Genomic DNA, 21,813 nt, shown 5'->3' with positions numbered 1-21,813 from the left:
GCCTAGCGGAGGGTGACGTCGTCGAAGTAGGTGCGGTTGGGCGTCGAGGACTTCCCGTCGTCGTGGTTGACCAGCTGCAGCGTGTAGGAGTGCCCGGGGGTGACGTCCACGCCGACCTTCTTCCAGGCGCCCTTGCGCACGCAGGTCTTCGGCAGCAGCGTCGACTTCTTCGCCGAGGTGTTGCGCTTGACCACGACGGTCGCCCAGGCCTTGCCGACGGTGTCGGAGCAGCGGCCCTGCCACCACAGCGTCAGCCGGCTCCTGCCCGCCGGCACGACGAACGTCTGGCTGAGGATCGAGTCGCCGCGGGTCGCGGTGAGCGCCCCGGCCCGCCCCGACCGGTCGCCGCCGTGCACGTTGTTGGTGGAGGTGGTCGTCCTGCCCGAGGTGGCCCACGCCGACAGCCTGCTCTCGAAGCCCGCGTTGCTGAGCCCGGTGCGGGGCTTCGGGGCGGAGGTCCAGATGGTCCGCAGCGGCGTCGCCCGGGCGGCGGCGCCGAGGGGGGCCAGGCCGTAGGCGTCCTCGATCGTCCGGAGCAGCGTGTAGTGGTCCGTCCACTCGGCGTAGAGCCCGGGGCGCACCTTCTGGCCGACGAGGAGGGTGGGGATCTGGTTGACCGTGCCGCCGGCGTTCTCGTCGAAGGTGACCACCAGCAGGCTGTTGTGGGTCATGGCCCAGCGGGCGTAGCCGTCGAGGTTCTTCTTCAGCCACGCGTCGCCGGTGGCGACCGAGCAGTCGTGCATGTCGTGGCACATGTTCGGGGTCACGAAGCTGACCGTCGGCAGCTCCGTGTAGTCGCGGGGGAAGGCGCTGAAGGGCTGGTTGACGCTCTTCGGGAGGTTGGAGAAGTCGACCCACGGGTTGTGCTTGCGCTCGTACTCGCCCTTGCGGCAGCCGGTCCAGCCGACCGAGGGCAGGGACTCGGCGTAGCCGGTGAAGCTGAGGCCGTCCGCCCGGAGCTGGCTGCCGAGGTTGGGCTTCGCCCCCAGGTCGCGGCAGGCGTTGGTCGTCACGCCGTGCTGGCTGCCCGAGAACAGCGCGACGTAGTTGGGCTGGCTGGGGTGGGTCACGCCGTAGGACTGCGACAGGTTGGCGCCGCGGGCGGCCAGGGCGTTGATGTAGGGGGCCTTCGCGCTGCCGATGACGCTGGTCCGGTTCTTGTTCTCCAGCACCACGACGACGACGTGGTCGGGCCGGGGCACGAGGGCGGACGCGGTGGTGGCGGCGACGGCGGGGGCCGGGTCGACGGAGGCGCCGGCCGCGGTGAGGCCGCCGGCGACGAGGGCGAGCAGCGCGGCGGCCACGAGCAGACGTCGCGGGGCGCGGGCGCGCGGGTGGTGTGCAGAGGTCATGCCGGCTCCCCAGGAGGGTGGGCCCCCCGGCCCCAGGTGTGGTGTCCTGCGAACCCTACGGAGTGCCGCCGACAATTCCCAAGCGGGTCGCGACGGGCGCGGACGGGCGCACCAGGTTCAGGCGGCGGCGTGGCGGAGCCCGGCCGCGGTGCGGAGCTCGGCGGCGAAGCGACGGGTCGCCGCAGACCAGGTGCGCACGAGCGCGGCGTCGGCGGCGGCGACGTCGGCCAGCCGCTCGGCGGCCCGGACCGGCTCGAGCAGCCCGGCCGCGACGTCGGCGTCGGCCCACAGGCCCAGGGTGGCCACGTCGACCTCGGGGTGGAACTGGACACCCCACGCGCGGGCGCCCAGCCGCAGCGCCTGGACGGTGCCGGCCGACCGGCTCAGCACGACCGCCCCGGGCGGCGGCTCGACGACCAGGTCGTTGTTCCAGTGCACCGCGGGGGCGCCGGCGGGCACCGGTCCCAGCAGCGGGTCGTCGGCCGCCGCGGGCTCGTGCTCGACCGGCCGGACGCCGAGCTGGGGTCCGCTCGGCGCCGGCTCGACCCGCCCGCCGCAGGCGACGGCCAGCAGCTGCAGCCCCAGGCAGACCGCGAGCACCGGGGTGCCGTCCTCGACCGCCGCGCGCAGCAGGTCCCGGGTGCCCGGCAGCCAGGGGTGCGCGGCGTCGTCGTGGGCGCCCATCTCCCCGCCCAGCACCACGAGGCCGTCGTAGCCCTGGAGCGAGGACGGCAGGCCGTCCCCGGCGTGCCCGCGGTAGAGGTCCAGCCGGCAGCCCTCCGCGACGAGCCAGTCCCCGACGCGCCCGGGCGGGCAGACGGCGGTGTGCTGGACGACGGCGACGCGGGGGCCGGTGGGCGGCAGGAGCGCGTCGCTCACGGGGTTCCTCCAGGTCGGCGGGCCGGGTCGGGCGGTGTCGCGGGACGGGCGTCGCCCACCAGTTTCTGTCGGTGCCACCGGGCATGCTGGTGGCACCGGTGGAGGCCGGTCGGCGGACCCGCCGGGCACGCGTGCCGTGGCCGGTCACGGCGGGTCGAGCGACTACTGTAGGCGCTTGCCGGTCGGCCGGCGGACCCCCGGCGCGGGGTCCGTGGAGCGGGCGGCGAAGCGGGCAGGGCAGCGAGTTGGAGGTCGATCGAGAACATGCCGGACAGCTCCACAGCCGTGAGCGGCGCGACACCTCCGGGCACCACCACCAGCGCGGGCCGATCGGGCGGGAGCGACTCCTTCGTCCACCTGCACGTCCACTCCGAGTACTCGATGCTCGACGGCGCGGCCCGGGTGTCCGACCTCTTCAAGGGCGCCGCGGAGATGGGCATGCCGGCGGTCGCGATGACCGACCACGGCAACCTCTTCGGGGCCTACGAGTTCTACAAGGCGTCCAAGACCTCCGGCGTGAAGCCGATCATCGGCCTCGAGGCCTACGTCACCCCCAAGACGCACCGCAGCGAGCGCAAGCGGGTCCGCTGGGGCGACGGCGGCGGCGACGACGTCTCCGGCGGTGGTGCCTTCACCCACATGACGCTGTGGTCGGAGTCCACCGAGGGCATGCACAACCTGTTCCGGCTGGGCTCGCGCAGCTCGCTGGAGGGGTACTTCTACAAGCCGCGGGCCGACCGCGAGCTGCTGCAGACCTACGCCAAGGGCCTGATCGCCACCACGGGCTGCCCGTCGGGGGAGGTGCAGACCTACCTGCGCCTCGGCCGCTACGACGAGGCCGTGGCCAGCGCCGCCGAGTTCAAGGACATCTTCGGCGCCGAGAACTACTTCGTCGAGCTGATGGACCACGGGCTCAGCATCGAGAGCCGGGTCCGCAAGGACCTGCTGCGGATCGCGAAGGACCTGCACCTGCCGCTGGTCGCGACCAACGACCTGCACTACGCCGCCCGGTCGGACGCGTCGGCCCACGAGGTGCTGCTCTGCGTGCAGACCGGCTCCACGATGGCCGACGGCAACCGCTTCAAGTTCGACGGCGACAGCTACTACCTCAAGTCCCCGGCCGAGATGCGCGAGCTCTTCGCCGAGCTGCCCGAGGCCTGCGACAACACCCTGGCCATCGCCGAGCGCTGCGACATCTCCTTCAACGAGCGGGTCGGCGCCTTCATGCCGCGCTACCCCTGCCCGCCCGGGGAGGACGAGGCCTCCTGGTTCGTCAAGGAGGTGGAGACCGGTCTGGCCCGCCGCTACCCGCGCGGGATCCCCGACCACGTGCGGAAGCAGGCCGAGTTCGAGACCGGGGTCATCCTCTCGATGGGCTTCGCGGGGTACTTCCTCGTCGTCGCTGACTTCATCAACTGGGCGAAGGAGAACGGCATCCGGGTCGGTCCGGGCCGCGGGTCGGGCGCCGGCTCGATGGCCGCTTACGCCATGCGGATCACCGACCTCGACCCGCTGCAGCACGGCCTGATCTTCGAGCGGTTCCTCAACCCCGACCGCGTCTCGATGCCCGACTTCGACATCGACTTCGACGAGCGCCGGCGCGGCGAGGTCATCCGCTACGTCACCGAGAAGTACGGCGACGACCGGGTCAGCCAGATCGTCACCTACGGCACCATCAAGGCCAAGCAGGCCGTCAAGGACGCCTCCCGCGTGCTCGGCTACCCGTTCGGGGTGGGGGAGCGGATCACCAAGGCCATGCCGGCCCCGGTGATGGGCAAGGACGTCCCGCTGGCCAAGCTGTTCGACCGCGAGCACGCGCGCTACGGCGAGGGCGGGGAGTTCCGCGCGCTCTACGAGAACGACCCCGAGGTGGCCAAGGTCGTCGACACGGCCCGCGACCTCGAGGGTCTGAAGCGCCAGTGGGGCGTGCACGCGGCCGGCGTGATCATGTCCAGCGAGCCGCTGATCGACATCATCCCGATCATGCGCCGCGAGCAGGACGGCGCGATCATCACCCAGCTGGACTACCCGACGTGCGAGTCGCTCGGGCTGATCAAGATGGACTTCCTGGGGCTGCGCAACCTCACCGTCCTCGACGACGCGGTGGGCAACATCCGGCTCAACCGCGGCTTCGAGATGGTGCTGGAGGACCTGCCCCTGGACGACGCCGCCAGCTACGCCCTGCTGGGCCGCGGGGACACCCTCGGGGTGTTCCAGCTCGACGGCGGGCCGATGCGCTCGCTGCTGCGGCTGATGCGCCCCGACAACTTCGAGGACATCTCCGCGGTGCTGGCGCTGTACCGCCCCGGCCCGATGGGCGCGGACAGCCACACGAACTACGCCCTGCGCAAGAACAAGCGCCAGGAGATCACCCCCATCCACGCCGAGCTCGAGGAGCCGCTGGCGGAGATCCTCGGCACCACGCACGGCCTGATCGTGTACCAGGAGCAGGTGATGGCGATCGCGCAGAAGGTCGCCGGGTACAGCCTGGGCCAGGCCGACCTGCTGCGCCGCGCGATGGGCAAGAAGAAGAAGGAGGTCCTCGACGCCGAGTTCGTGCCGTTCTCCGACGGCATGCGGGCGAACGGCTACGGCGAGGCGGCGGTCAAGGCGCTGTGGGACATCCTCGTCCCCTTCTCCGACTACGCGTTCAACAAGGCCCACACCGCCGCCTACGGGCTGGTGTCGTACTGGACGGCCTACCTCAAGGCCAACTTCCCGGCCGAGTTCATGGCGGCGCTGCTCACCTCGGTGGCCGACGACAAGGACAAGATGGCCATCTACCTGTCGGAGTGCCGGCGGATGGGCATCCAGGTGCTGCCGCCCGACGTCAACGAGTCCGCGGCCAACTTCACCCCCGTCGGGACCGACATCCGCTTCGGCCTGACGGCCATCCGCAACGTCGGCGCCAACGTCGTCGACGGGATCGTGAACGCGCGCGAGCAGCACGGCAAGGCGGTCAACTTCCACGGCTTCCTCGACCAGGTGCCGCTGGTCGTCTGCAACAAGCGGGTCATCGAGTCCCTGATCAAGGCCGGCGCCTTCGAGTCGATGGGCCACACCCGCCGCGCGCTGATGAGCGTCTACGAGGCCGCCGTCGACGGCGTGCTCGACCTCAAGCGCAACGAGGCCCACGGCCAGGACGACCTGTTCGGCGACTGGGGCGACGGCGACGGCGGCAACGACCCGGTGCTGTCGGGCACGGTGCCCGACCTCGCCGACTGGGACAAGCGGACCAAGCTGGCGTTCGAGCGCGACATGCTCGGCCTCTACGTCAGCGACCACCCCCTGCAGGGCCTGGAGCACATCCTCGTCGGCGAGCGGGACGTGGCCATCGCCGAGCTGCTGGCCGACGACGGGCCCAAGGAGGGCATGGTCACCATCGCGGGGATGATCACCAACGTCACCCGCAAGACGACCAAGCGCGGGGACATCTGGGCGGTGATCACCGTCGAGGACCTCGAGGCCTCGGTCGAGGTGCTGCTGTTCCCCAAGGCCTACGACCTCGTCTCGACGGTGCTGGCCACCGACGTCGTGGTCAAGGTCAAGGGCCGGCTCAAGCGCGACGACGACTCGGTCTCCATCAGCGCGCAGGAGCTCACCCTGCCCGACATCACCGACGGCCCCTCGGGCCCGGTGGTCATCTCGCTGCCGGCCGTCCGCTGCACCCCGCCGGTGGTCCAGCAGCTCCGCCAGGTGCTGGCCGGCCACCCCGGGATGACGGAGGTGCGGCTGCGGCTGCAGTCCTCGGGCAAGACGACGGTGATGAAGTTGGACGACCAGCTGCGGGTGACGCCATCGGGACCCCTGATGGCCGACCTCAAGGCGCTGCTGGGTCCGTCGTGCCTCGCCTCGTGAGGGCGCCGTGCCGGAGCTGCTGAGCAGCGACGGCGCGCCCGCCCGCGCGCGGTCCCGCGGGAGCGCGGGGGCCGTCGCCTGCTTCGTCGCCCTCGCCCTCGGCCTGGGGGCGCTGGGCGGGGTCGTCTGGGAGGCCGTCGTCGACCTGCCCGTCTACGTCGTCGGGCCGGATGGCGGGGCCTCGACCACCGAGCGCGGCCTGACCGCGCTGTTCGGCTCCGACGCCTGGTTCTGCCTGGTGGGGGGCGTCGTCGGCCTGCTGCTGGGGCTGGTGGCCTGGCGCCGGCTGCGGTCCCTCGGCTGGCCGCTGGTGCTGCTCGTCGTCGTCGCCGCGTCCGCCGCTGCCCTGGTCGCCTGGTGGGTGGGGACGGTGTCGGGCCCGGGCCCGTTCAACCCCCGGCTCGCCGCTGCCGGTCCGGGCGACGTCGTGCCGGTGGCGCTGGAGCTCCGGGCCCCGGCGTCGCTGCTGGTCTGGCCGTTCCTGGCCGTCGTCCCCGTCCTGCTGGGCTCCTCGCTCGGGCGTGACGAGGAGGAGCCGGCCGAGCCCGTGGAGCCGGCCGAGGAGACCCGCACCGCTCCGGGCCCGGCCTGAGCCACCGCTCGCCGGGCGGCGGACCGCCGGCGGCCGCGCGGCTCAGTGGCCGATGGGTGCCGTCAGTGCCCCGGTGGTCGTGACGAGGGCCTCCGGCGACAGCTCCACCTGCAGCCCGCGCCGGCCCGCGGAGACCAGCACGGTGGGGAAGCCGGCGGCCGAGCTGTCGACCACGGTCCGCAGCCGGGTCCGCTGGCCGAGCGGGGAGATCCCGCCCAGCACGTAGCCCGTGCTGCGGGTCGCGGCCGCGGGGTCGGCCATCGCGGCCTTCTTCGCCCCCAGCGCGGCGGCGAGCGCCTTGAGGTCCAGCTGCCGGGCGACCGGCACGACGGCGACGACCAGCTCACCGCCGAGGTCGGCGACCAGGGTCTTGAAGATCCGCTCCGGCGCCACGCCCAGCGCGGCGGCCGCCTCCTCGCCGAACCGCTCGACACCGTCCTGGTGCGCGTAGGGGTGCAGCGTGTGCGCCACGCCGGCCGCGGTCAGCGCCGCCGTCGCCGGCGTCCCGCCCCCGGTCCGGCTGCTCTTCGAGCTCTTCACGGTCTCCGTCCTACCAGCGGGGGCCCGGCGACTGCTCAGCGGTGCCGGAGCGCGGCCAGCCGGGCGCGGAGCCGGGCCAGCGGGGGAGGCGGCGTGCTGCTGACGGGCGCCGCCGTCAGCTCGTCCACCAGGGCCTCGACGCGCGTCAGCAGGTCGTCGGCCTCCAGGTCCCACTGCTCGTAGCGCGGGCCCGGCAGCCGGGCCACGTCGACGTCGGTGCCCAGCACGACGACGCGGTCGGCGGCGCGCAGGGAGCCCGCGCTCAGGGGGCGCTCCTCGGCCGGGTCGAGGCCCATCGCCACGAGCATCTCGTCGGCACGCCCGCCCGGGTCGGCGGGCTGGGTGCCGGAGGTCCCGACGACGACGGCGTCCCCGGCCACCTGGCGCAGCACGCTGGCGGCGATCTGCGGGGAGCCCGCGTCGTGCCCGACGAACAGGACACGGGGCCGGCGGCCCGGGGGCGGGAGGACCACGGGGCGCGGGGTGGTGGCGACGGCGGTCATGCGCGGAGCTCCTGACGGTGGGTGGCATCCAGGCGGCGTCGACCGGGCGCAGCCTGGCTGCGCGGGCTCCCAGCCTAGTCGGCGGGGACCTCCCGGGTCGCGCGGCGACGGGGGAGGTGCGTCACAGCGGCGTAGGGTCGGGGCCTGCGGCCGCCCGAGGGCGGCGGGCGGTACCGGTCGTCGCGGACCGTCCCGGGTCAGGCAGCGGCCCGAGCAGCGGCCGTGCCGTGCGCGGAGCGGCCGACCGCCCTGCGTGAGGACCGCTGTGCACCCTCCCGACCCGTCCCCTCCCGGTCCGCCCGCCCGCGGGTCCGGGCTGCACGACCGCGCCCTGGTCGCCCGGGCCACGGGGGTGCTGATGGTCACCCACGGCTGCACGGCCGAGGCGGCGCTCGCCCTGCTCCTCGCCTCGGCGCGGACCCGCCGGCTGAGCCCGGCCGCCGTCGCCGCCGGGGTGCTGGCCGCCGTGCCCCGCGAGCCCGCGTGAACGGGTCAGCGCGTCCGGGTGGCGCCGCGGAGCACCCCGGTCTGCACGAGCTCGTCGGCGACGTCGCGGAGCTTGACGTTGCCGTGCTGGGAGGCGCGGGCGAGCAGCGTGAACGCCTGCTCGGCGGTCACCCTGTAGCGCTCCATGAGCACGCCCTTGGCCTGCTCGATGGTGGCCCGGGAGACCATCGCGGTCCGCAGGTCCCGCAGCTCCTGGTTGGTCATCGACGAGGACTCGGCGTTGCCGATGGCCAGGGCCACCCAGGTGGCCACCTCCTCGCCCCGCGCGACGTCCTCGTCGGAGAAGGCGTCCGGCCGGACGGCGTAGGTGTTGAGCGCGCCGACGGTCGCGTACTGGAAGGGCAGGGGGAGCGACAGCGAGCTGCCGATCCCGCGCTCCGCGGCCCGGGCCGTGTACTCCGGCCACCGGTCCTCGGTGCGGGTGTCCCGGACGAGCAGCACCTCGCCGGCCCGTCCGGCGTCCAGGCAGGGACCGTAGCCCTCGGCGTACTGCAGCTCGTCGGCGTCCAGGGCCAGCTGGCCGTCGTAGGCGGCGGTGTGGCCCTCCGCGGCCCGGACCAGGGTGATCGAGGCCGCGTCGCAGCCCGGCATCGCCCGGTGGGCGATGCCGGTGATGTCGTGCAGCACCTCGTCGAGCTCGCGGTCGTGGACCACGACCCGTGCCAGCTCCTCGTGCATACCCGTCAGATCCACCGCAGGTCCTCCCGGACTCCTCGTACCGCTGGACACCGCTTACCCCGATCGGGGACCGCCGACGCGGGACCCGGCGCCGGGGGCACCGACGTGCCAGACTCCCCGGCATGAGCGTCGGCGGGGGGCGGGAGCGGCCGGGGACCTCGGCCGACCACGACCGCGCCCGCGGCGACGACCTCGCGACCCTGCTCAGCGAGGTGGCCCAGACGCTGCAGCAGGAGGTCGGGGTGGGGGCGACCCTGCAGGGCGTCGTCGACGGCGCGGTGGCCCTGGTGCCCGGCGTCGAGCACGCGAGCCTGTCGACGATCGTGCGGCGGCGGGCCATGGTCACCCGGGCGAGCAGCGGGGAGCTGCCGGAGGCGGTGGACCGGGCGCAGGTGGAGACGGGCCAGGGGCCCTGCCTGGACACCCTCTACGAGCAGCGGACGGCGCGGCTCCCGTCGATGGCGCGCGAGCGTCGGTGGCCGCGCTTCGCCGCCCGCGCGCGCGAGCTCGGGGTGGGCAGCATGCTGGCCGTGCAGCTGTTCGTCGAGGGCGACAGCCTCGGGGCGCTCAACCTGTTCAGCAGCGTCCCGGACGCGTTCGGCGACGAGTCCGAGCACGTCGCCCTGCTGTTCGCCTCGCACGCGGCGGTGGCGATGTCCGGGGCGCAGGAGCAGGAGAGCCTGCGCGGAGCCATCGACAGCCGCGACCTCATCGGCCAGGCCAAGGGCATCCTCATGGAGCGCCACAAGGTGACGGCCGCGGCGGCGTTCCTCGTGCTGAGCCGCGTCAGCCAGACCAGCAACCGCACCTTGCGCGACGTGGCCTCCGAGCTGGTCCGGCAGGGGTCCTTCGAGCCGCCCGTGCCGGGGGCGACGCCGGCCGCGCCGCGCCGCTGACCGCGACCGGGACGGCGCGGCCCGGCGGTCAGGCCGAGGGCTCCAGCGGGGTCAGCAGGTCGTTCTGCTCCACCGCCTGCAGGGCCAGGGTCTTGTAGCCGGTGTCGTCGAACAGGACGGTGAGCCGGTCCTGCTCCAGCGACATGACCAGGCCGCGGCCCCACTCCCGGTGCTCGACGACGCTCCCGCGGCGGTAGGGGCCCTCGTCCTCCCCGGGCTGCTCGGACGCGGTGCCGGCCTCGCAGGTGTCGCAGCTGCCGCAGGGGGAGGTCAGCTCCTCGCCGAAGTAGCCGAGCAGGAACTGCCGCCGGCACCCCGTGGTCTCGGCGTAGCCCCGCATCATCTCGATCCGCGACCGGGTGAGCCGCTGGTGCGTCTCGGCCACCCCGACCGCCCGCTCGACGGCCTCGCCGGTTCCCATCTGCGGGTCCAGGTACTCCAGCCGGCCGTCCTCGCTGGTGCCGACCGCCCCGGCCTGCTCGAGGAGGTTGACGGCGCGGGTCCGCTTCGCGGGGGAGAGGTCGAGCTCACGCCCCAGCTCGGCTGGCCGGAGCGGGTCCGCGCGCTCGTGCAGGGCGTCGGCCACCCGGGCCAGCGCCTTGACCGGGGCCTTGTGGGAGGTGAGGAACCGCTGCAGGTTGAGGTCCTCGGGGCGGTAGAAGAGGACGATCTCGGCCGGTGCGCCGTCCCGGCCGGCGCGGCCGATCTGCTGGTAGTAGGAGTCCAGCGACTCCGGGGCCGAGGCGTGCACCACGAAGCGCACGTCGGGCTTGTCGATGCCCATGCCGAAGGCGGAGGTGGCCACGACCACCTCGACCGAGCCGTCGAGGAAGCCCTCGTGGACGCGCGTCCGCTCGGCCGCCCGCAGGCCGGCGTGGTAGGCCGCCGCCCGGATCCCGAACTGCTCCAGCTCGCCGGCGTAGAGCTCCGCGTCCTTGCGGCTGGCGGTGTAGACCAGGCCGCTGCGGGTCCCCGGGTCGGCCATCAGGGTCCGGACCCGGACCACCACCTGCTCGCGCTTGCGGCGGTCCTCCGAGGCGTGCTCGACGGTCAGCCGCAGGTTCGGCCGGTCGAAGCTGGCCACCACCTCGCGGTGGTCCCGCAGCCGCAGGCGCTCGACGATGTCCTCGCGCACCGGTTGCGCCGCGGTCGCGGTGAGGGCGACGACGGGCGGGTGCCCCAGCCGGGCGATCGCGCCGCCGAGCCGCAGGTACTCCGGCCGGAAGTCGTGCCCCCACGCCGAGACGCAGTGCGCCTCGTCGACGACGAAGAGGCTGATGCCCAGACCGGCCAGCTCGTCGACGACCTCGTCCTTGGCCAGCTGCTCGGGGGAGAGGAAGAGGTACTCGGCCTCGCCCTCCTCGACCGCCCGCCAGGCGTGCCGGCGCTCCGCTGTCCGCTGCGCCGAGTTCACCGCGACCGCCTCCGGCGCCTCGGAGCTCTCGATCCCGTCCACCTGGTCCTCCTGCAGCGCGAGCAGCGGGGAGACGACGAGCGTCGGCCCCGGCAGCAGCAGGGCCGGGACCTGGTAGATGGCGGACTTGCCGGCGCCGGTGGGCAGGACCGCGAGGACGTCGTGGCCCTCCATCAGCGGTTCCATGGCCGCGAGCTGCTCGGGGTGCAGCGCGTCCCAGCCGAACGTCTCGGCGGCGACCTGCTGCAGGCGGGTGGTCATCGTGGGCACGACACCGGGCTACCCGGCCGCGCCGGGGCCTAACGACGCGGATCCGCAGGGCGTTGCCCCGGGCCCGCGCCGGTGGGGGCAGAAGTTGTGAGGACTTCGCCTGCGAGTACCCGGCCGAACTCCTCACAACTCGGCGTCGACCGTCGTCGCGACCGTCCTGCTCATCTGAGCAAAGGTGCCAACAGAAGTTGCCGGCCGGCGCGGTGGGCGGCTAGCGTCGGTGACCGCCCCGCACCCCGTCCCGAGGAGAACCGTGACCGACCAGCCCAGCACCGCGTCCGCCCTGCCCGCCGTGATGACCGCCGCCGTGATGCACGCGCCCGGGGACATCCGCGTCGAGGAGGTCCCGGTGCCCTCGCCCGGTCCCGGCGAGGTGCTGCTCAAGGTCGCGGCCTGCGGTGTCTGCGGCTCCGACATCCCCCGGATGCTGCGCAACGGCGGCTACGTCATGCCGATCATCTGCGGCCACGAGTTCTCCGCCCACGTCGAGACGCTGGGGGAGGGCGTCACCGGCTTCAGCCCCGGCGACCTCGTCTCCGTCCCGCCGCTGATCCCCTGCCGGCACTGCGACTTCTGCGTGCGCGGCGACTTCGGCCTCTGCGAGGACTACGACTACTTCGGCAGCCGCAGCGACGGCGCCTACGCCCAGTACGTCGTCTCGCCCGTCGGCAACCTGCTGCTGATGCCGGAGGGCCTCGACCCCCGCGCCGCCGCGATGCTCGACCCGGCCGCCATCGCCCTGCACGCGCTCTGGAAGACCGGCCTGCGCGCCGGCCACCGGGTGCTCGTCGTCGGCGCCGGCCCCATCGGGCTCTTCGCCGTCCAGTGGGCCCGCCTGCACGGGGCCGCCGAGGTCGTCACCATCGACCTCAGCGAGGAGAAGTCGGCGATGGCCCGCGAGGCCGGCGCCGACCACGCCGTCCAGACCCTCGACGAGGCCAAGGCCCTGGCCGGACGCGGCTTCGACGTCGTCCTGGAGTCCGCGGGCGTCGCGGTGACGGCCGACATGGCCGCCCGGCTGGTGGGCCCCAAGGGGCACGCCGTGTTCGTCGGCATCCCGCACGCCCCCGTCGAGCTGGCCAAGGAGACCTTCAACCAGTTCCTGCGCCTGGAGGTCACCCTGCACGGCTCGTGGAACTCGTTCTCGGCCCCGTTCCCGGGCGACGAGTGGCGCGTGTCCGCGGCCAAGATGGCCTCCGGCGAGCTGCGCTGGGAGTTCATGATCACCCACGAGCTGCCGCTGTCCGCCCTGCCCGAGATGATGCAGAAGCTGGGCGCGCGGTCGGAGCACTCCTCCAAGGTGATCTTCGTCCCGAACGCGGGCTGAGCGTGGGCCTGCTGCTGGGGCTCGACCTCGGCACCGAGGGCGCCCGGGTGGGCGCCTTCACCGAGGACGGCACCGCCCTCGGCTCGGTGCACCGGCCCTACGCCACCTCCTTCCCCCGCGCCGGCTGGGCCGAGCAGGACCCGGAGGCCTGGTGGGCCGCCGTCGTCGACGCCGCCCGGACCCTGCTGGCCACCGACGCCTGCCGCGCCGCCGGCCCGGTGCTGGCGGTCGCGTCGGCCACCACCGCCTCGACGGTGGCGGTCCTCGACGCCGACGGCCGGCCGCTGCGGCCCGCCATCCTCTGGATGGACTCCCGGGCCTCGGCCCAGGCGGCCCGGACGGCGGGGCTGGCCGACCGGCACCCGGTGCTGGCCTGGTCCGGCGGATCGGACGCGTCGGAGTGGCTGCTGCCGAAGGCTGTCTGGCTCAAGGAGCACGAGCCGGCCACCTGGGCGCGGGCGGCGCGGGTCGTCGAGGCAATCGACTACCTGACCTTCCGGCTGACCGGGCGCTGGGTGGGCTCGCAGATGAACGCCGTCTGCAAGTACAACTACGACGGCCTGCGCGGCGCGTTCCCCGTCGGGTTGTACGCCGACCTCGGGGTCGCCGACCTCGTCGAGCGGCTCCCCGACCAGATCCTGCCCGTCGGCTCGGTCGCCGGGCCGCTGACCGCGGAGGCGGCCGCGGCCTTCGGGACCGCTCCTGGTGCGCCCGTCGTCGTCGGCGGGATCGACGCCCACGTCTCGCTGCTGTCCTGCGGGGCGTCCGACGACGTCGTCTCGCTGGTCTCCGGCACGTCCTCGGCGATCATCGCCGAGGTCGACGAGCCCACCGAGACGACCGAGATCTGGGGGCCCTACCCGCACGCCCTGCGGACGACGAAGTGGCTGGTCGAGGGCGGCCAGGTCACCAGCGGCTCCGTCCTCACCTGGGCCGCCGAGAACATCATGGGCGTCGCCCGCACGGACCTCTCCACCCTGGTCGAGGAGGCCTCCCGGGTCGAGGCCGGAGCGCACGGGCTGCTGGCCCTCGACACCTTCATGGGCAACCGGACGCCCTACCGCGACGCCCGGCTCCGCGGCGCCGTCGTCGGGCTCACCCTGGGCACCACCCGGGCCGAGCTCTACCGGGCCTCGGTCGAAGCCGTGGCCTGCGGCACGAAGGGCGTCGTCGACTCCTTCGAGCGGGCCGGCGTCGCGTGCGGCCGGCTGGTGTTCTCCGGCGGGATCGAGAAGAACCGGCTCTGGCAGCAGGTCACCGTCGACGTGCTGGGCCGCGAGGTGGAGGTCGTCGACGGCGACAACCTGACCCTGCGGGCCTGCGCGGTCATCGGGGCGGCGGGCGCCGGCCTGGTGAGCGGGCTGGACGAGGGCGCGGCGGCCTACGCACCGCGCACCCGCACGCTCACCCCGGACCCGGCCCGGCACGCGCTCTACCGCCAGACCTACGCCGACTACGTCGGGCTGATGCAGGCGCTCACGCCGCTGATGCACGCCTCCGTCGACCGGCTGGCCGCGCGGTGAGCACGCCGCCCGGGGACCGGACGGCCCTGCTGCTGGAGGTCGCGCAGCGCTACTGGGAGCAGGGCCGCACCCAGGAGGACATCGGCCACGAGCTGCACCTCACGCGGTGGAAGGTCGGCCGGCTGCTGGAGGAGGCCCGGGCGGAGGGGATCGTCCAGATCACCGTCGTCCACCCCCGCGCCCGCCGGCACGACCTCGAGGCCGAGCTCCGCGCCCGCTTCGGGCTGCGCGACTGCGTCGTCGTGCCCGCGCCCGGTGGTGCGGCGCCGGGCAGCACGCACGTGGCGCTGGCCGCCGCGGACCTGCTGCGCAGCCGCGGCCGCTCCCTGCGCACCCTCGGCGTCTCCTGGGGCAACACCCTGCAGGAGGTGGCCGCGGTGCTGCCGGCCGGCTGGACCACCGGGCTCGAGGTGGTCCAGGTCAACGGCAACGTCAGCCGCTCCGTGCGCCCGACGACGGCGGCGGACGTGGCCCTGAGCATCGCCCGGAGCGGGAACGGCCGGGCCACCCTGCTGCCGTTGCCCGCCATCGTCGAGCACGCCAGCACCCGGACGGCGCTCTACGCCGAGTCCTCGGTGCGGGAGACGCTGGACAGGGCCCGCGGCGCGGACGCGCTGCTGTTCTCCCTCGGCGCCCTGAGCCCGGACTCGGTGCTGGTGCAGAGCGGCGCCGTCAGCCCCGCCGAGCTGGACCGGTTGCGCGCGGCCGGCGCCTGCGGCGACGTCCTCGGCCACTACGTGACCCCCGACGGCGCCGTCGCCGACGCCGGCGTCGAGTCCCGGACCGTCGGGCTGACCCTGGACGACCTCCGCGCCGCGGAGCTGGCCGTCGCCGTCGCCTCCGGCCCCGCCAAGGCCGACGTCATCCTCGCCGCCCTGACCAGCGGTCTCTGCTCGGTCCTCGTCACCGACGAGGACGCCGCCCGCCGCGCCCTCGGCGCCGGCTGAGCACCCGGCGCGGGACGATGCTCCCGCAGCCCGTCCCCGCACCCACCCCGATCCACCCAGACCCCGCAGCACCGACCGGAAGGCATCCCGTGACCGACAACCGCATCCCCGAGCTGAGCCCCGCCGCCGTCGCCCGGCTCATCGACCACACGCTGCTCAAGCCCGAGGCCACCCGGGCCGACGTCGAGGCGCTGGTCGCCGAGGCCGTCGCGCTGGGCACCTACTCCGTCTGCGTCTCGCCCTCGATGCTGCCGCTGGACGTCCCGGCGGGCAGCGGGCTCAAGGTCGCCGCCGTCACCGGCTTCCCGAGCGGCAAGCACACCTCCGCGACCAAGGCCGCCGAGGCGACCCAGGCCGTCCGCGCAGGGGCGGACGAGATCGACATGGTGATCGACGTCGGCGCCGCCAAGGCCGGGGACTTCGCCGCCGTGCAGGCCGACGTCGCGGCCGTCCGGGCCGCGGTGCCGGCCCCGACGGTGCTCAAGGTGATCATCGAGTCCGCCGTCCTCACCGACGACGAGGTCGTGGGCGTCTGCCGGGCCGCCGTCGAGGCGGGTGCGGACTTCGTCAAGACCTCCACCGGCTTCCACCCGGCCGGCGGTGCCACCGAGCACGCGGTCCGGCTGATGGCGCAGACCGTCGGCGACCGCGCCCACGTCAAGGCCTCGGGCGGTGTCCGCACCCTCGACGACGCCCGCCGGATGGTCGCCGCCGGTGCCACCCGGCTCGGCGTCTCCGGCTCCCGCGCGCTGCTGGAGTCCGGCAGCGGGGCGGCCGGGGCCTCCGCCGGCTACTGAGCGCCGGGGCCCCCGCCCGGGCCGACCGCGGCGCCGAGCACCGCGACCTCGGCCGCGTAGAGGGCGCCCGGGTCGACGCCGACCGCCCCCAGGTGACCGCCCAGCTCCAGGCTGATGACCCCGTGCAGCCGGGTCCAGGCGGTGAGCGCCAGCCGCAGCACCCGCGGCGGGTGGCCGTCGAGCCCGGCGCGCCGCCCCCAGGCGGCGACCTCGGCGTCGAGGGCGGCGGTGCCGGCGTCCCGGTCCGCGGCGTCGGTGCCACCGCCGGCGGCGTGCGCGGCCTCCAGGGCGTCGACGAGGACGGCCATGCTGCGCGAGGCCGCGGACACGGTCCGCTCGGGCGCGAGGTCACGGCCCGAACCGCTGGCGGTCTGGAAGACCAGCCGGTAGCGGTTCGGGTGGGCCAGGGCCCACGTCCGGGCCGCGCCCAGGACGGCGACCAGCCGCGCGGTCGGTGCCGCCCCGGCGGGAGCCGCTGCGGCCAGGGCGTCGGCGAAGTCGTCGTAGGCGTCCACGACGAGGTCGGCGAGGAGGGCGTCGCGGCTCTCGACGTAGCGGTAGATCGCGGCGGGCGACATCGACATCGCCCGGACGATCCCGCTGAGCGACACCGCCTCCGGCCCGCCGGCGCTGACCTGGTCCAGGGCCAGTGCCCTGATCTCCTGCACCGTCTGCGTGCGCCGCTCCTCGCGCCTCGTCGGACGTCGGGTCTCCGTGCTCACGGCCGCACCTCGCTCCTGGTTCGGTGGCCTCGGTCGTTGACACCGTAACAGGGTCTCTCTAGTGTGATGGGTATTCACATTGCGAGGTGCTGTCACCTCCTGACCGAGCCGAGGACCACCATGAGCACCGCCCCCTCCCTGCCCCGGACGACGACGCGGGTGGTCCTGCCGGGGCTGGTCGAGCCGTCCGGCCTCCAGCTCGTGACCGGCCCGGTGGCCGCGCCCGGCCCGGGCCAGCTGCTCGTCCGCGTCGAGGCCACCGGGATCTCCTACGCCGAGCAGGCCATGCGCAAGGGCCGCTACGCCGGTCAGCCCGCCTTCCCCTTCACCCCCGGCTACGACCTCGTCGGCCGGGTCGTCGCCGTCGGCCCGCGCGCCGAGCCGGCGCTCGTCGGGCAGCGGGTGGCGGTGATGACGAAGACCGGGGCCTGGGCCGAGCACGTCGTCGTCGAGGCCCGCGACAGCGTCCGCGTCCCCGACGGCGTCGAGCCCGAGGAGGCCGAGACGGTGGTCGTCAACGGGGTGACCGCGTGGCAGATGCTGCACCGCGCCGCCCGCGTCCGGCCCGGGCAGACGGTCCTGGTCTTCGGGGCCAACGGCGGCGTGGGCGGCATCCTCATACAGCTCGCGCACCACCACGGCGTGCGGGTGGTCGGCGCCGCCGCGCCCCGCCACCACGCGGCGCTCCGCGCGGCCGGCGTCGAGCCCGTCGACTACGCCGACCCGGACCTCGCCGCCCGCGTGCGGGAGCTCGCCCCCGGCGGGGTGGACGCGGTGTTCGACAACATCGGCGGGCCGGTGACCGACACGGCCTGGGGCCTGCTGGCCCCGGGTGGAACCCTCGTGTCGTACGCGATCATCGCCGCGGTGAGCGGGACGGGGAGCCTCTGGACCCCCTTCCTCACCGCGATCGGCCAGACGGTGCTGCGCTCGGCCCTGCCCAACGGGAAGCGGGCCACCTTCTACGACCTCTGGTCGGGGCACCGGCTGCGGCCGCGCCGGTTCCGGGCCCACCTGGAGGCGGACCTCGGGCACGTCCTCGCGCTGCTGCGCGACGGGGTGCTGACGGCCAACATCGCCGCCCGCTTCCCCCTCGCCGACGCCGCCCGGGCCCTGGAGCTGGCCGAGTCCCGCACGCTCAACGGCAAGGTCGTCCTCGTCCCCTGAGCACGCGGCTGGATCCCGCTGCCCGAGCCCCCCCGCTGCCTGAGCCTGTCGAAGGCCCTTCGACAGGCTCAGGGTGCGGAGGTCGAGCTCAGGGCGCGGGTGTCGAGCGCTGAGGGGTCGCGCTCAGCCCCGCCGTCTCCGGACCACCCGGACGGCCGCCCAGCCGAGCGCTCCGGCGGCGAGCCAGGGCCCGGCGACGAGGACCGGGTCGAGCCACTGGTGGTGGACGTCGGCCCGGTGCTGGCCGGCGCGCGAGGCCCAGCCGTGCCGGCGGGCCTCGCCCAGCACCCCCGTCTCGGTCACCGGGTCGTCGGGCCGCGCGCTGGCGAGCGAACGGACGCGGGCCCCCGCGGTGTCGACCCGGTCGGCGGCGATGAGCAGCAGCCAGTGCGCGGAGCGCGCCTCGCTGTAGCGGCGGTAGGCGTGGCGGCGGATCGCACCCGAGACGCCGTGCAGGGGCTGGGCGGTGCCGAAGACCGGCGGCAGCATCCCGTGCTCGATGGAGCGCTCGCGCGCGGCCAGCTCGGGCTGGCGCTCGGGGAAGTCCCACCGCGCCCCGGAGGCGCCGGGGTCGAAGCGCTCGCGCGGGTAGGAGGGCCGGTCGGCGGGGTCGAGGTCGGCGCCCCAGCCGGGGATCCGGGCGCGGAGCTGGTCCGGGGTCTCGGGCAGCGGCGGGTGGTCGGCGGTGTAGGTCATCGGTCTCCTCCTTCAGGCGCCGGGCTCGACGAGGGTCTTGATGCAGCCGTCGAGCTTGGCCGAGAACATGTGGTAGCCCTCCGCGATGTGCTCCAGGGGCACCCGGTGGGTGACGATCCCGCTCGGCTCCAGGTAGCCGTTCTGGATGTGGGAGAACAGCCGGGGCCACTGCCGCTTGACCGGCGTCTGGTTGGTCCGGATGGTCAGGCCCTTGTTCATGGCGTCGCCGAACTTCACCAGGTTCGGCACCGGCCCGTAGGCGCCGACGACCGAGACGGTGCCGCCCTTGCGGACGCTGTCGATGGCCCAGTTGAGCGCGACGGGGGAGCCGCCCTGCAGCTTGAGCTTGGTCCCGCTGACCTGCTGCCGCAGGTTGCCGTCGGCCTCGGCGCCCACGGCGTCGATCACCCGGTCCGCCCCGAGCCAGCCGGTCATCTTCTTCATCTCCACGACGACGTCGTCGAGCTCGGCGAAGTTGCGGGTCTCGGCGTGCGCGAAGGTGCGGGCCTTCTCCAGCCGGTAGTCGAGGTGGTCGACGACGATGACGCGGCCCGCGCCCATCAGCCAGGCCGACGCGGCGGCGTAGAGGCCGACGGGGCCCGCGCCGAAGACGGCGACGACGTCACCCTGCTCGATGTCGGCCAGCTGGGCCCCGAAGTAGCCGGTGGCCAGGGCGTCGGTGCAGAGCACGGCGTCCTCGTCCGACATCCAGTCGGGGATCTTCGCCGGTCCGACGTCGGCGAACGGCACCCGGACGTACTCGGCCTGGCCGCCGTCGTAGCCGCCGGTGGTGTGGGAGTAGCCGTAGATGCCGCCCACCGCGGTGGCGTTCGGGTTGACGTTGTGGCAGTTGGAGTACAGGCCGCGGGCGCAGAAGAAGCAGGAGCCGCAGTAGATGTTGAACGGCACCATGACCCGGTCACCCACCTGCAGGTTCGCCACGTCGGGGCCGACCTCGTGCACCACCCCGATGAACTCGTGGCCGAAGGTGTGCCCGACCCGGGTGTCGGGCATCAGCCCGTGGTACAGGTGCAGGTCCGAGCCGCAGATGGCGGCCAGCGTCACCTTCACGATCGCGTCGCCGGGGTGCTCGATCCTCGGCTCGTCCTTCTCCTCCACCCGGACCGTGTAGGGCCCTCGGTAGACCATCGCCCGCATCGGCGTCTCCTCCCTCGGTGCTGCTCGTCACCCGAGGACGTACCCCGCCGGCGCGAGCGCTAACGGCGGGGGACGGTGGCCGCTCCCCGGCCCGTCGTCCTCCCGTGGTCCGCTCAGGTGAGCAGGCGGAGCAGGGCCGTGACCGCGATGGCGGTGAGGAAGACGACGAGGAACCCGCGCCGCATGAGCAGGGCGACGACGGCCGCGGCCACCCCGGCGAGCACCCGCCAGTCCACCGCGTACCGCCCGCCGCCGTCGGCCAGCTGCACCGCGACGAGCGCCGCCAGCATGGCGACGGGCAGGAAGGCGGCGACGCGCTGGACGCGCGGGTGGGCCAGCACCGACTCGGGGAGGGACAGCCCGGCCAGCTTGGTCAGGTAGCTGCCGACCGCCGCCACGACGAGGGCCACCCACAGCCCGGTCACGACGCCGGCCCGGTGCGGGTCGCGCCCGGCCGCAGGCCCGCGGCCACGGCGACCCCGGCGGCGGCGAGGACCGGCACGCCCTGCGGCGCCACGGGGACCAGGGCCAGCGCGAGCGCCGCCCCGACCACCGCGACCCAGCGGGCCTCGCGGCTCGTGAGGCCCGGCCAGAGCAGGGCCAGGAAGACGGCGGGACCGGCGGCGTCGAGGCCGAAGTCGGCGGGGTCGACGATCCCGCCGGCCAGCGCGCCGGCGAGCGTGCCCAGCTGCCACAGCGCGCAGAGGATGAGCCCCGTCGACCAGAACGCGTAGCGCTGCAGCCGGACGCCGCGCTGGCCGACGGCCATGGCCGTCGTCTCGTCGATGACGAAGTGCGCGGTCCAGAACCGGGACGCGCCGCGCGGAGCCAGCACCGAGGTGAGGGTGACGCCGTAGAAGGCGTTGCGCAGGCCCAGCAGCAGCGCCGCGGCGACGGCGGTCAGCGCCGACCCGCCGGCGGCGGCCACGCCGGTGAAGGCGAACTGCGAGGCGCCCGAGAACATCACCAGGCTCAGCACCACCGCCTGGGCCGCACTCAGCCCCGAGCCGGTGGCCACGGCGCCGAACGAGGCCCCGAAGGCGGCGGCGTAGAGGCCGATGCCGACCGCCGCGCGCAGCACCGAGCGGCGGGCGGCGCGCTCGTCCACCTCCGGACCGGCGGCGTCGTCGGACCCGTCGTTCACCGGAACGCCGCCACGGCCGCGACCAGCAGCGGCGCGACCACGAGCGCGGGCAGCAGGTTGCCGACGGGCACCTGGCGGATCCGCAGCAGCCGCAGCCCGACGCCCAGCAGCAGCAGCCCGCCGGTGGCGGTCAGCGCGTCGAGGTGGGCGGCGGGCAGCACGTCCCCGACGACGAGGCCGACGACGGTCAGCAGGCCCTGCACGACGGCGACCGTGAGCGCGGAGGCCAGCACCCCGACGCCGAGGGAGGCGGCGAAGGCGATCGCGGCGAAGCCGTCCAGCGTCGCCTTGAGGTAGAGCTGCTCCGCGCCCAGCCCCAGCCCGTCGGACAGGGCCCCGAGGATGGTCAGCGGCCCGACGCAGAACACCAGCGAGGACGTGACGAAGCCCTCGATGAACCGCTCCCGCGCCGCGTCCTGGGCCTCGCCCGCCGCGGCGCCGGCCGTCGCGGCGCTCCGGCGTCCGAGGCGGACCCGGACCCAGCCGCCGAGGTCCTCCAGCCGGCGCTCGACGTCGACCAGGGAGCCGGCGATGCCGCCCAGCAGCAGGGCGCCGAGCACGATGAGCACGGGGGCCGAGGAGCCGACGGCGCCCTCCAGGGCGGCCGAGCCGACCGAGGCGGCGGACAGCGCGCCGATCAGCAGGGTGACCAGGCCGAGCCCGTCGGTGACGGTGTCCCGGGTCCGCTCGGGGAGCCGGTGCCCCAGCGCCAGCCCGAGTCCACCGCCGGCCAGCACCGTGGCGACGTTGACGAGCGTGCCGGCGCCGGCGAAGGTCATGGCGGTCCTGTCGGGTCACGAGGGGGGAGCGGGGCCGGCTGAGCCTAGCCGGGGCCGGCGGCCC

General features: G+C 74.6%; 21 protein-coding genes. 9 read left to right on the top strand and 12 right to left on the bottom strand.

The annotated features are described in order from the left end of the window. Positions 1 to 2 precede the first annotated feature (2 nt). Together JOF54_RS02160 and JOF54_RS02155 are read right to left on the bottom strand one after the other, a co-directional pair. Positions 3 to 1,352 (bottom strand): alkaline phosphatase family protein, encoded by a 1,350-nt coding sequence (locus JOF54_RS02160; RefSeq protein ID WP_210052580.1) that lies wholly within the window; start codon positions 1,350 to 1,352, stop codon positions 3 to 5. 117 nt (positions 1,353 to 1,469) lie between these two features. Then, positions 1,470 to 2,231, bottom strand: a complete 762-nt coding sequence (locus JOF54_RS02155) for a type 1 glutamine amidotransferase (protein WP_210052578.1) — start codon at positions 2,229 to 2,231, stop codon at positions 1,470 to 1,472. 264 nt (positions 2,232 to 2,495) lie between these two features. Here JOF54_RS02155 and dnaE point away from each other — a divergent pair, with 264 nt between their 5' ends. Then, a complete protein-coding gene (gene dnaE / locus JOF54_RS02150) occupies positions 2,496 to 6,089 on the top strand; it encodes a DNA polymerase III subunit alpha (RefSeq protein ID WP_210052576.1) in 3,594 nt (1,197 codons plus the stop codon). 7 nt (positions 6,090 to 6,096) lie between these two features. Then, the gene (locus JOF54_RS02145; protein ID WP_307803735.1) at positions 6,097 to 6,681 is read left to right on the top strand and encodes a hypothetical protein; all 585 of its coding nucleotides are present in this window, start codon (positions 6,097 to 6,099) and stop codon (positions 6,679 to 6,681) included. 42 nt (positions 6,682 to 6,723) lie between these two features. Here the strand turns inward: JOF54_RS02145 and ybaK are convergent, their stop codons facing one another. Next, a complete protein-coding gene (gene ybaK / locus JOF54_RS20635; protein ID WP_307803734.1) occupies positions 6,724 to 7,221 on the bottom strand; it encodes a Cys-tRNA(Pro) deacylase in 498 nt (165 codons plus the stop codon). 35 nt (positions 7,222 to 7,256) lie between these two features. Next, the gene (locus tag JOF54_RS20630) at positions 7,257 to 7,724 is read right to left on the bottom strand and encodes a hypothetical protein (protein WP_245357929.1); all 468 of its coding nucleotides are present in this window, start codon (positions 7,722 to 7,724) and stop codon (positions 7,257 to 7,259) included. Positions 7,725 to 7,989: 265 nt separating this feature from the next. Here JOF54_RS20630 and JOF54_RS21705 point away from each other — a divergent pair, with 265 nt between their 5' ends. Beyond that, entirely contained in the window at positions 7,990 to 8,211 is a 222-nt protein-coding gene (locus JOF54_RS21705) for an ANTAR domain-containing protein (protein ID WP_210052575.1), read from the top strand. A 5-nt stretch (positions 8,212 to 8,216) separates the two neighbouring features. Here the strand turns inward: JOF54_RS21705 and JOF54_RS02130 are convergent, their stop codons facing one another. Then, positions 8,217 to 8,924 (bottom strand): GAF and ANTAR domain-containing protein, encoded by a 708-nt coding sequence (locus JOF54_RS02130; protein ID WP_210052573.1) that lies wholly within the window; start codon positions 8,922 to 8,924, stop codon positions 8,217 to 8,219. Positions 8,925 to 9,031: 107 nt separating this feature from the next. Here JOF54_RS02130 and JOF54_RS02125 point away from each other — a divergent pair, with 107 nt between their 5' ends. Beyond that, positions 9,032 to 9,805, top strand: a complete 774-nt coding sequence (locus tag JOF54_RS02125; protein WP_210052571.1) for a GAF and ANTAR domain-containing protein — start codon at positions 9,032 to 9,034, stop codon at positions 9,803 to 9,805. Positions 9,806 to 9,833: 28 nt separating this feature from the next. Here JOF54_RS02125 and JOF54_RS02120 read toward each other — a convergent pair whose 3' ends face one another. After that, positions 9,834 to 11,480: a RecQ family ATP-dependent DNA helicase gene (locus tag JOF54_RS02120; protein WP_210059279.1), complete on the bottom strand. Its 1,647-nt coding sequence runs from the start codon at positions 11,478 to 11,480 to the stop codon at positions 9,834 to 9,836. A 262-nt stretch (positions 11,481 to 11,742) separates the two neighbouring features. Here JOF54_RS02120 and JOF54_RS02115 point away from each other — a divergent pair, with 262 nt between their 5' ends. From JOF54_RS02115 to deoC, 4 genes are all read left to right on the top strand, one after another. Next, on the top strand, positions 11,743 to 12,816 hold the full coding sequence (locus JOF54_RS02115) for a galactitol-1-phosphate 5-dehydrogenase (RefSeq protein WP_307803732.1): 1,074 nt from the start codon (positions 11,743 to 11,745) through the stop codon (positions 12,814 to 12,816). 2 nt (positions 12,817 to 12,818) lie between these two features. Continuing rightward, entirely contained in the window at positions 12,819 to 14,339 is a 1,521-nt protein-coding gene (locus tag JOF54_RS02110; RefSeq protein WP_210052569.1) for an FGGY-family carbohydrate kinase, read from the top strand. After that, the gene (locus JOF54_RS02105; protein ID WP_210052567.1) at positions 14,336 to 15,286 is read left to right on the top strand and encodes a sugar-binding transcriptional regulator; all 951 of its coding nucleotides are present in this window, start codon (positions 14,336 to 14,338) and stop codon (positions 15,284 to 15,286) included. The genes JOF54_RS02110 and JOF54_RS02105 overlap by 4 nt, the downstream gene beginning before the upstream one ends. A gap of 89 nt (positions 15,287 to 15,375) precedes the next feature. Further along, a complete protein-coding gene (deoC, locus tag JOF54_RS02100; protein WP_372443457.1) occupies positions 15,376 to 16,083 on the top strand; it encodes a deoxyribose-phosphate aldolase in 708 nt (235 codons plus the stop codon). Here the strand turns inward: deoC and JOF54_RS02095 are convergent. Next, the gene (locus JOF54_RS02095) at positions 16,077 to 16,805 is read right to left on the bottom strand and encodes a TetR-like C-terminal domain-containing protein (RefSeq protein ID WP_210052562.1); all 729 of its coding nucleotides are present in this window, start codon (positions 16,803 to 16,805) and stop codon (positions 16,077 to 16,079) included. The two genes, deoC and JOF54_RS02095, sit on opposite strands and share 7 nt — an antisense overlap. A 120-nt stretch (positions 16,806 to 16,925) precedes the next feature. Between JOF54_RS02095 and JOF54_RS02090 the strand changes: the two genes are divergently transcribed. Beyond that, entirely contained in the window at positions 16,926 to 17,972 is a 1,047-nt protein-coding gene (locus tag JOF54_RS02090) for a medium chain dehydrogenase/reductase family protein (protein WP_210052560.1), read from the top strand. A gap of 123 nt (positions 17,973 to 18,095) precedes the next feature. Here the strand turns inward: JOF54_RS02090 and JOF54_RS02085 are convergent, their stop codons facing one another. The 5 genes from JOF54_RS02085 to JOF54_RS02065 all read right to left on the bottom strand — a co-directional run bounded on the left by JOF54_RS02085 (position 18,096) and on the right by JOF54_RS02065 (position 21,749). Next, positions 18,096 to 18,668 (bottom strand): hypothetical protein, encoded by a 573-nt coding sequence (locus JOF54_RS02085; RefSeq protein ID WP_210052559.1) that lies wholly within the window; start codon positions 18,666 to 18,668, stop codon positions 18,096 to 18,098. A gap of 12 nt (positions 18,669 to 18,680) precedes the next feature. Then, positions 18,681 to 19,826, bottom strand: coding sequence for a zinc-dependent alcohol dehydrogenase (locus JOF54_RS02080; protein ID WP_210052557.1), 1,146 nt, complete (start codon positions 19,824 to 19,826; stop codon positions 18,681 to 18,683). A gap of 113 nt (positions 19,827 to 19,939) precedes the next feature. Beyond that, positions 19,940 to 20,251, bottom strand: a complete 312-nt coding sequence (locus JOF54_RS02075) for an AzlD domain-containing protein (protein WP_307803729.1) — start codon at positions 20,249 to 20,251, stop codon at positions 19,940 to 19,942. After that, entirely contained in the window at positions 20,248 to 20,970 is a 723-nt protein-coding gene (locus tag JOF54_RS02070) for an AzlC family ABC transporter permease (protein ID WP_307803728.1), read from the bottom strand. The genes JOF54_RS02075 and JOF54_RS02070 overlap by 4 nt, the downstream gene beginning before the upstream one ends. Further along, entirely contained in the window at positions 20,967 to 21,749 is a 783-nt protein-coding gene (locus JOF54_RS02065) for a DUF554 domain-containing protein (protein ID WP_210052555.1), read from the bottom strand. Before JOF54_RS02065 ends, JOF54_RS02070 begins: the two co-directional genes overlap by 4 nt. Positions 21,750 to 21,813: the final 64 nt, after the last annotated feature.

The organism is Microlunatus capsulatus, assembly GCF_017876495.1.
Taxonomy (GTDB): Bacteria; Actinomycetota; Actinomycetes; order Propionibacteriales; family Propionibacteriaceae; genus Microlunatus; species Microlunatus capsulatus.
This window is presented reverse-complemented; position numbering and strand designations above follow the sequence as displayed.

Excerpts from the sequence above, each read along its gene's own strand:
- JOF54_RS02125 (WP_210052571.1), top strand. The coding sequence starts at position 9,032 with ATGAGCGTCGGCGGGGGGCGGGAGCGGCCGGGGACCTCGGCCGACCAC.
- JOF54_RS02090 (WP_210052560.1), top strand. The coding sequence starts at position 16,926 with ATGAGCACCGCCCCCTCCCTGCCCCGGACGACGACGCGGGTGGTCCTG.
- JOF54_RS02160 (WP_210052580.1), bottom strand. The coding sequence starts at position 1,352 with ATGACCTCTGCACACCACCCGCGCGCCCGCGCCCCGCGACGTCTGCTC.
- JOF54_RS02120 (WP_210059279.1), bottom strand. The coding sequence starts at position 11,480 with ATGACCACCCGCCTGCAGCAGGTCGCCGCCGAGACGTTCGGCTGGGAC.
- JOF54_RS02085 (WP_210052559.1), bottom strand. The coding sequence starts at position 18,668 with ATGACCTACACCGCCGACCACCCGCCGCTGCCCGAGACCCCGGACCAG.
- JOF54_RS02065 (WP_210052555.1), bottom strand. The coding sequence starts at position 21,749 with ATGACCTTCGCCGGCGCCGGCACGCTCGTCAACGTCGCCACGGTGCTG.
- JOF54_RS20630 (WP_245357929.1), bottom strand. The coding sequence starts at position 7,724 with ATGACCGCCGTCGCCACCACCCCGCGCCCCGTGGTCCTCCCGCCCCCG.
- JOF54_RS02080 (WP_210052557.1), bottom strand. The coding sequence starts at position 19,826 with ATGCGGGCGATGGTCTACCGAGGGCCCTACACGGTCCGGGTGGAGGAG.
- dnaE (WP_210052576.1), top strand. The coding sequence starts at position 2,496 with ATGCCGGACAGCTCCACAGCCGTGAGCGGCGCGACACCTCCGGGCACC.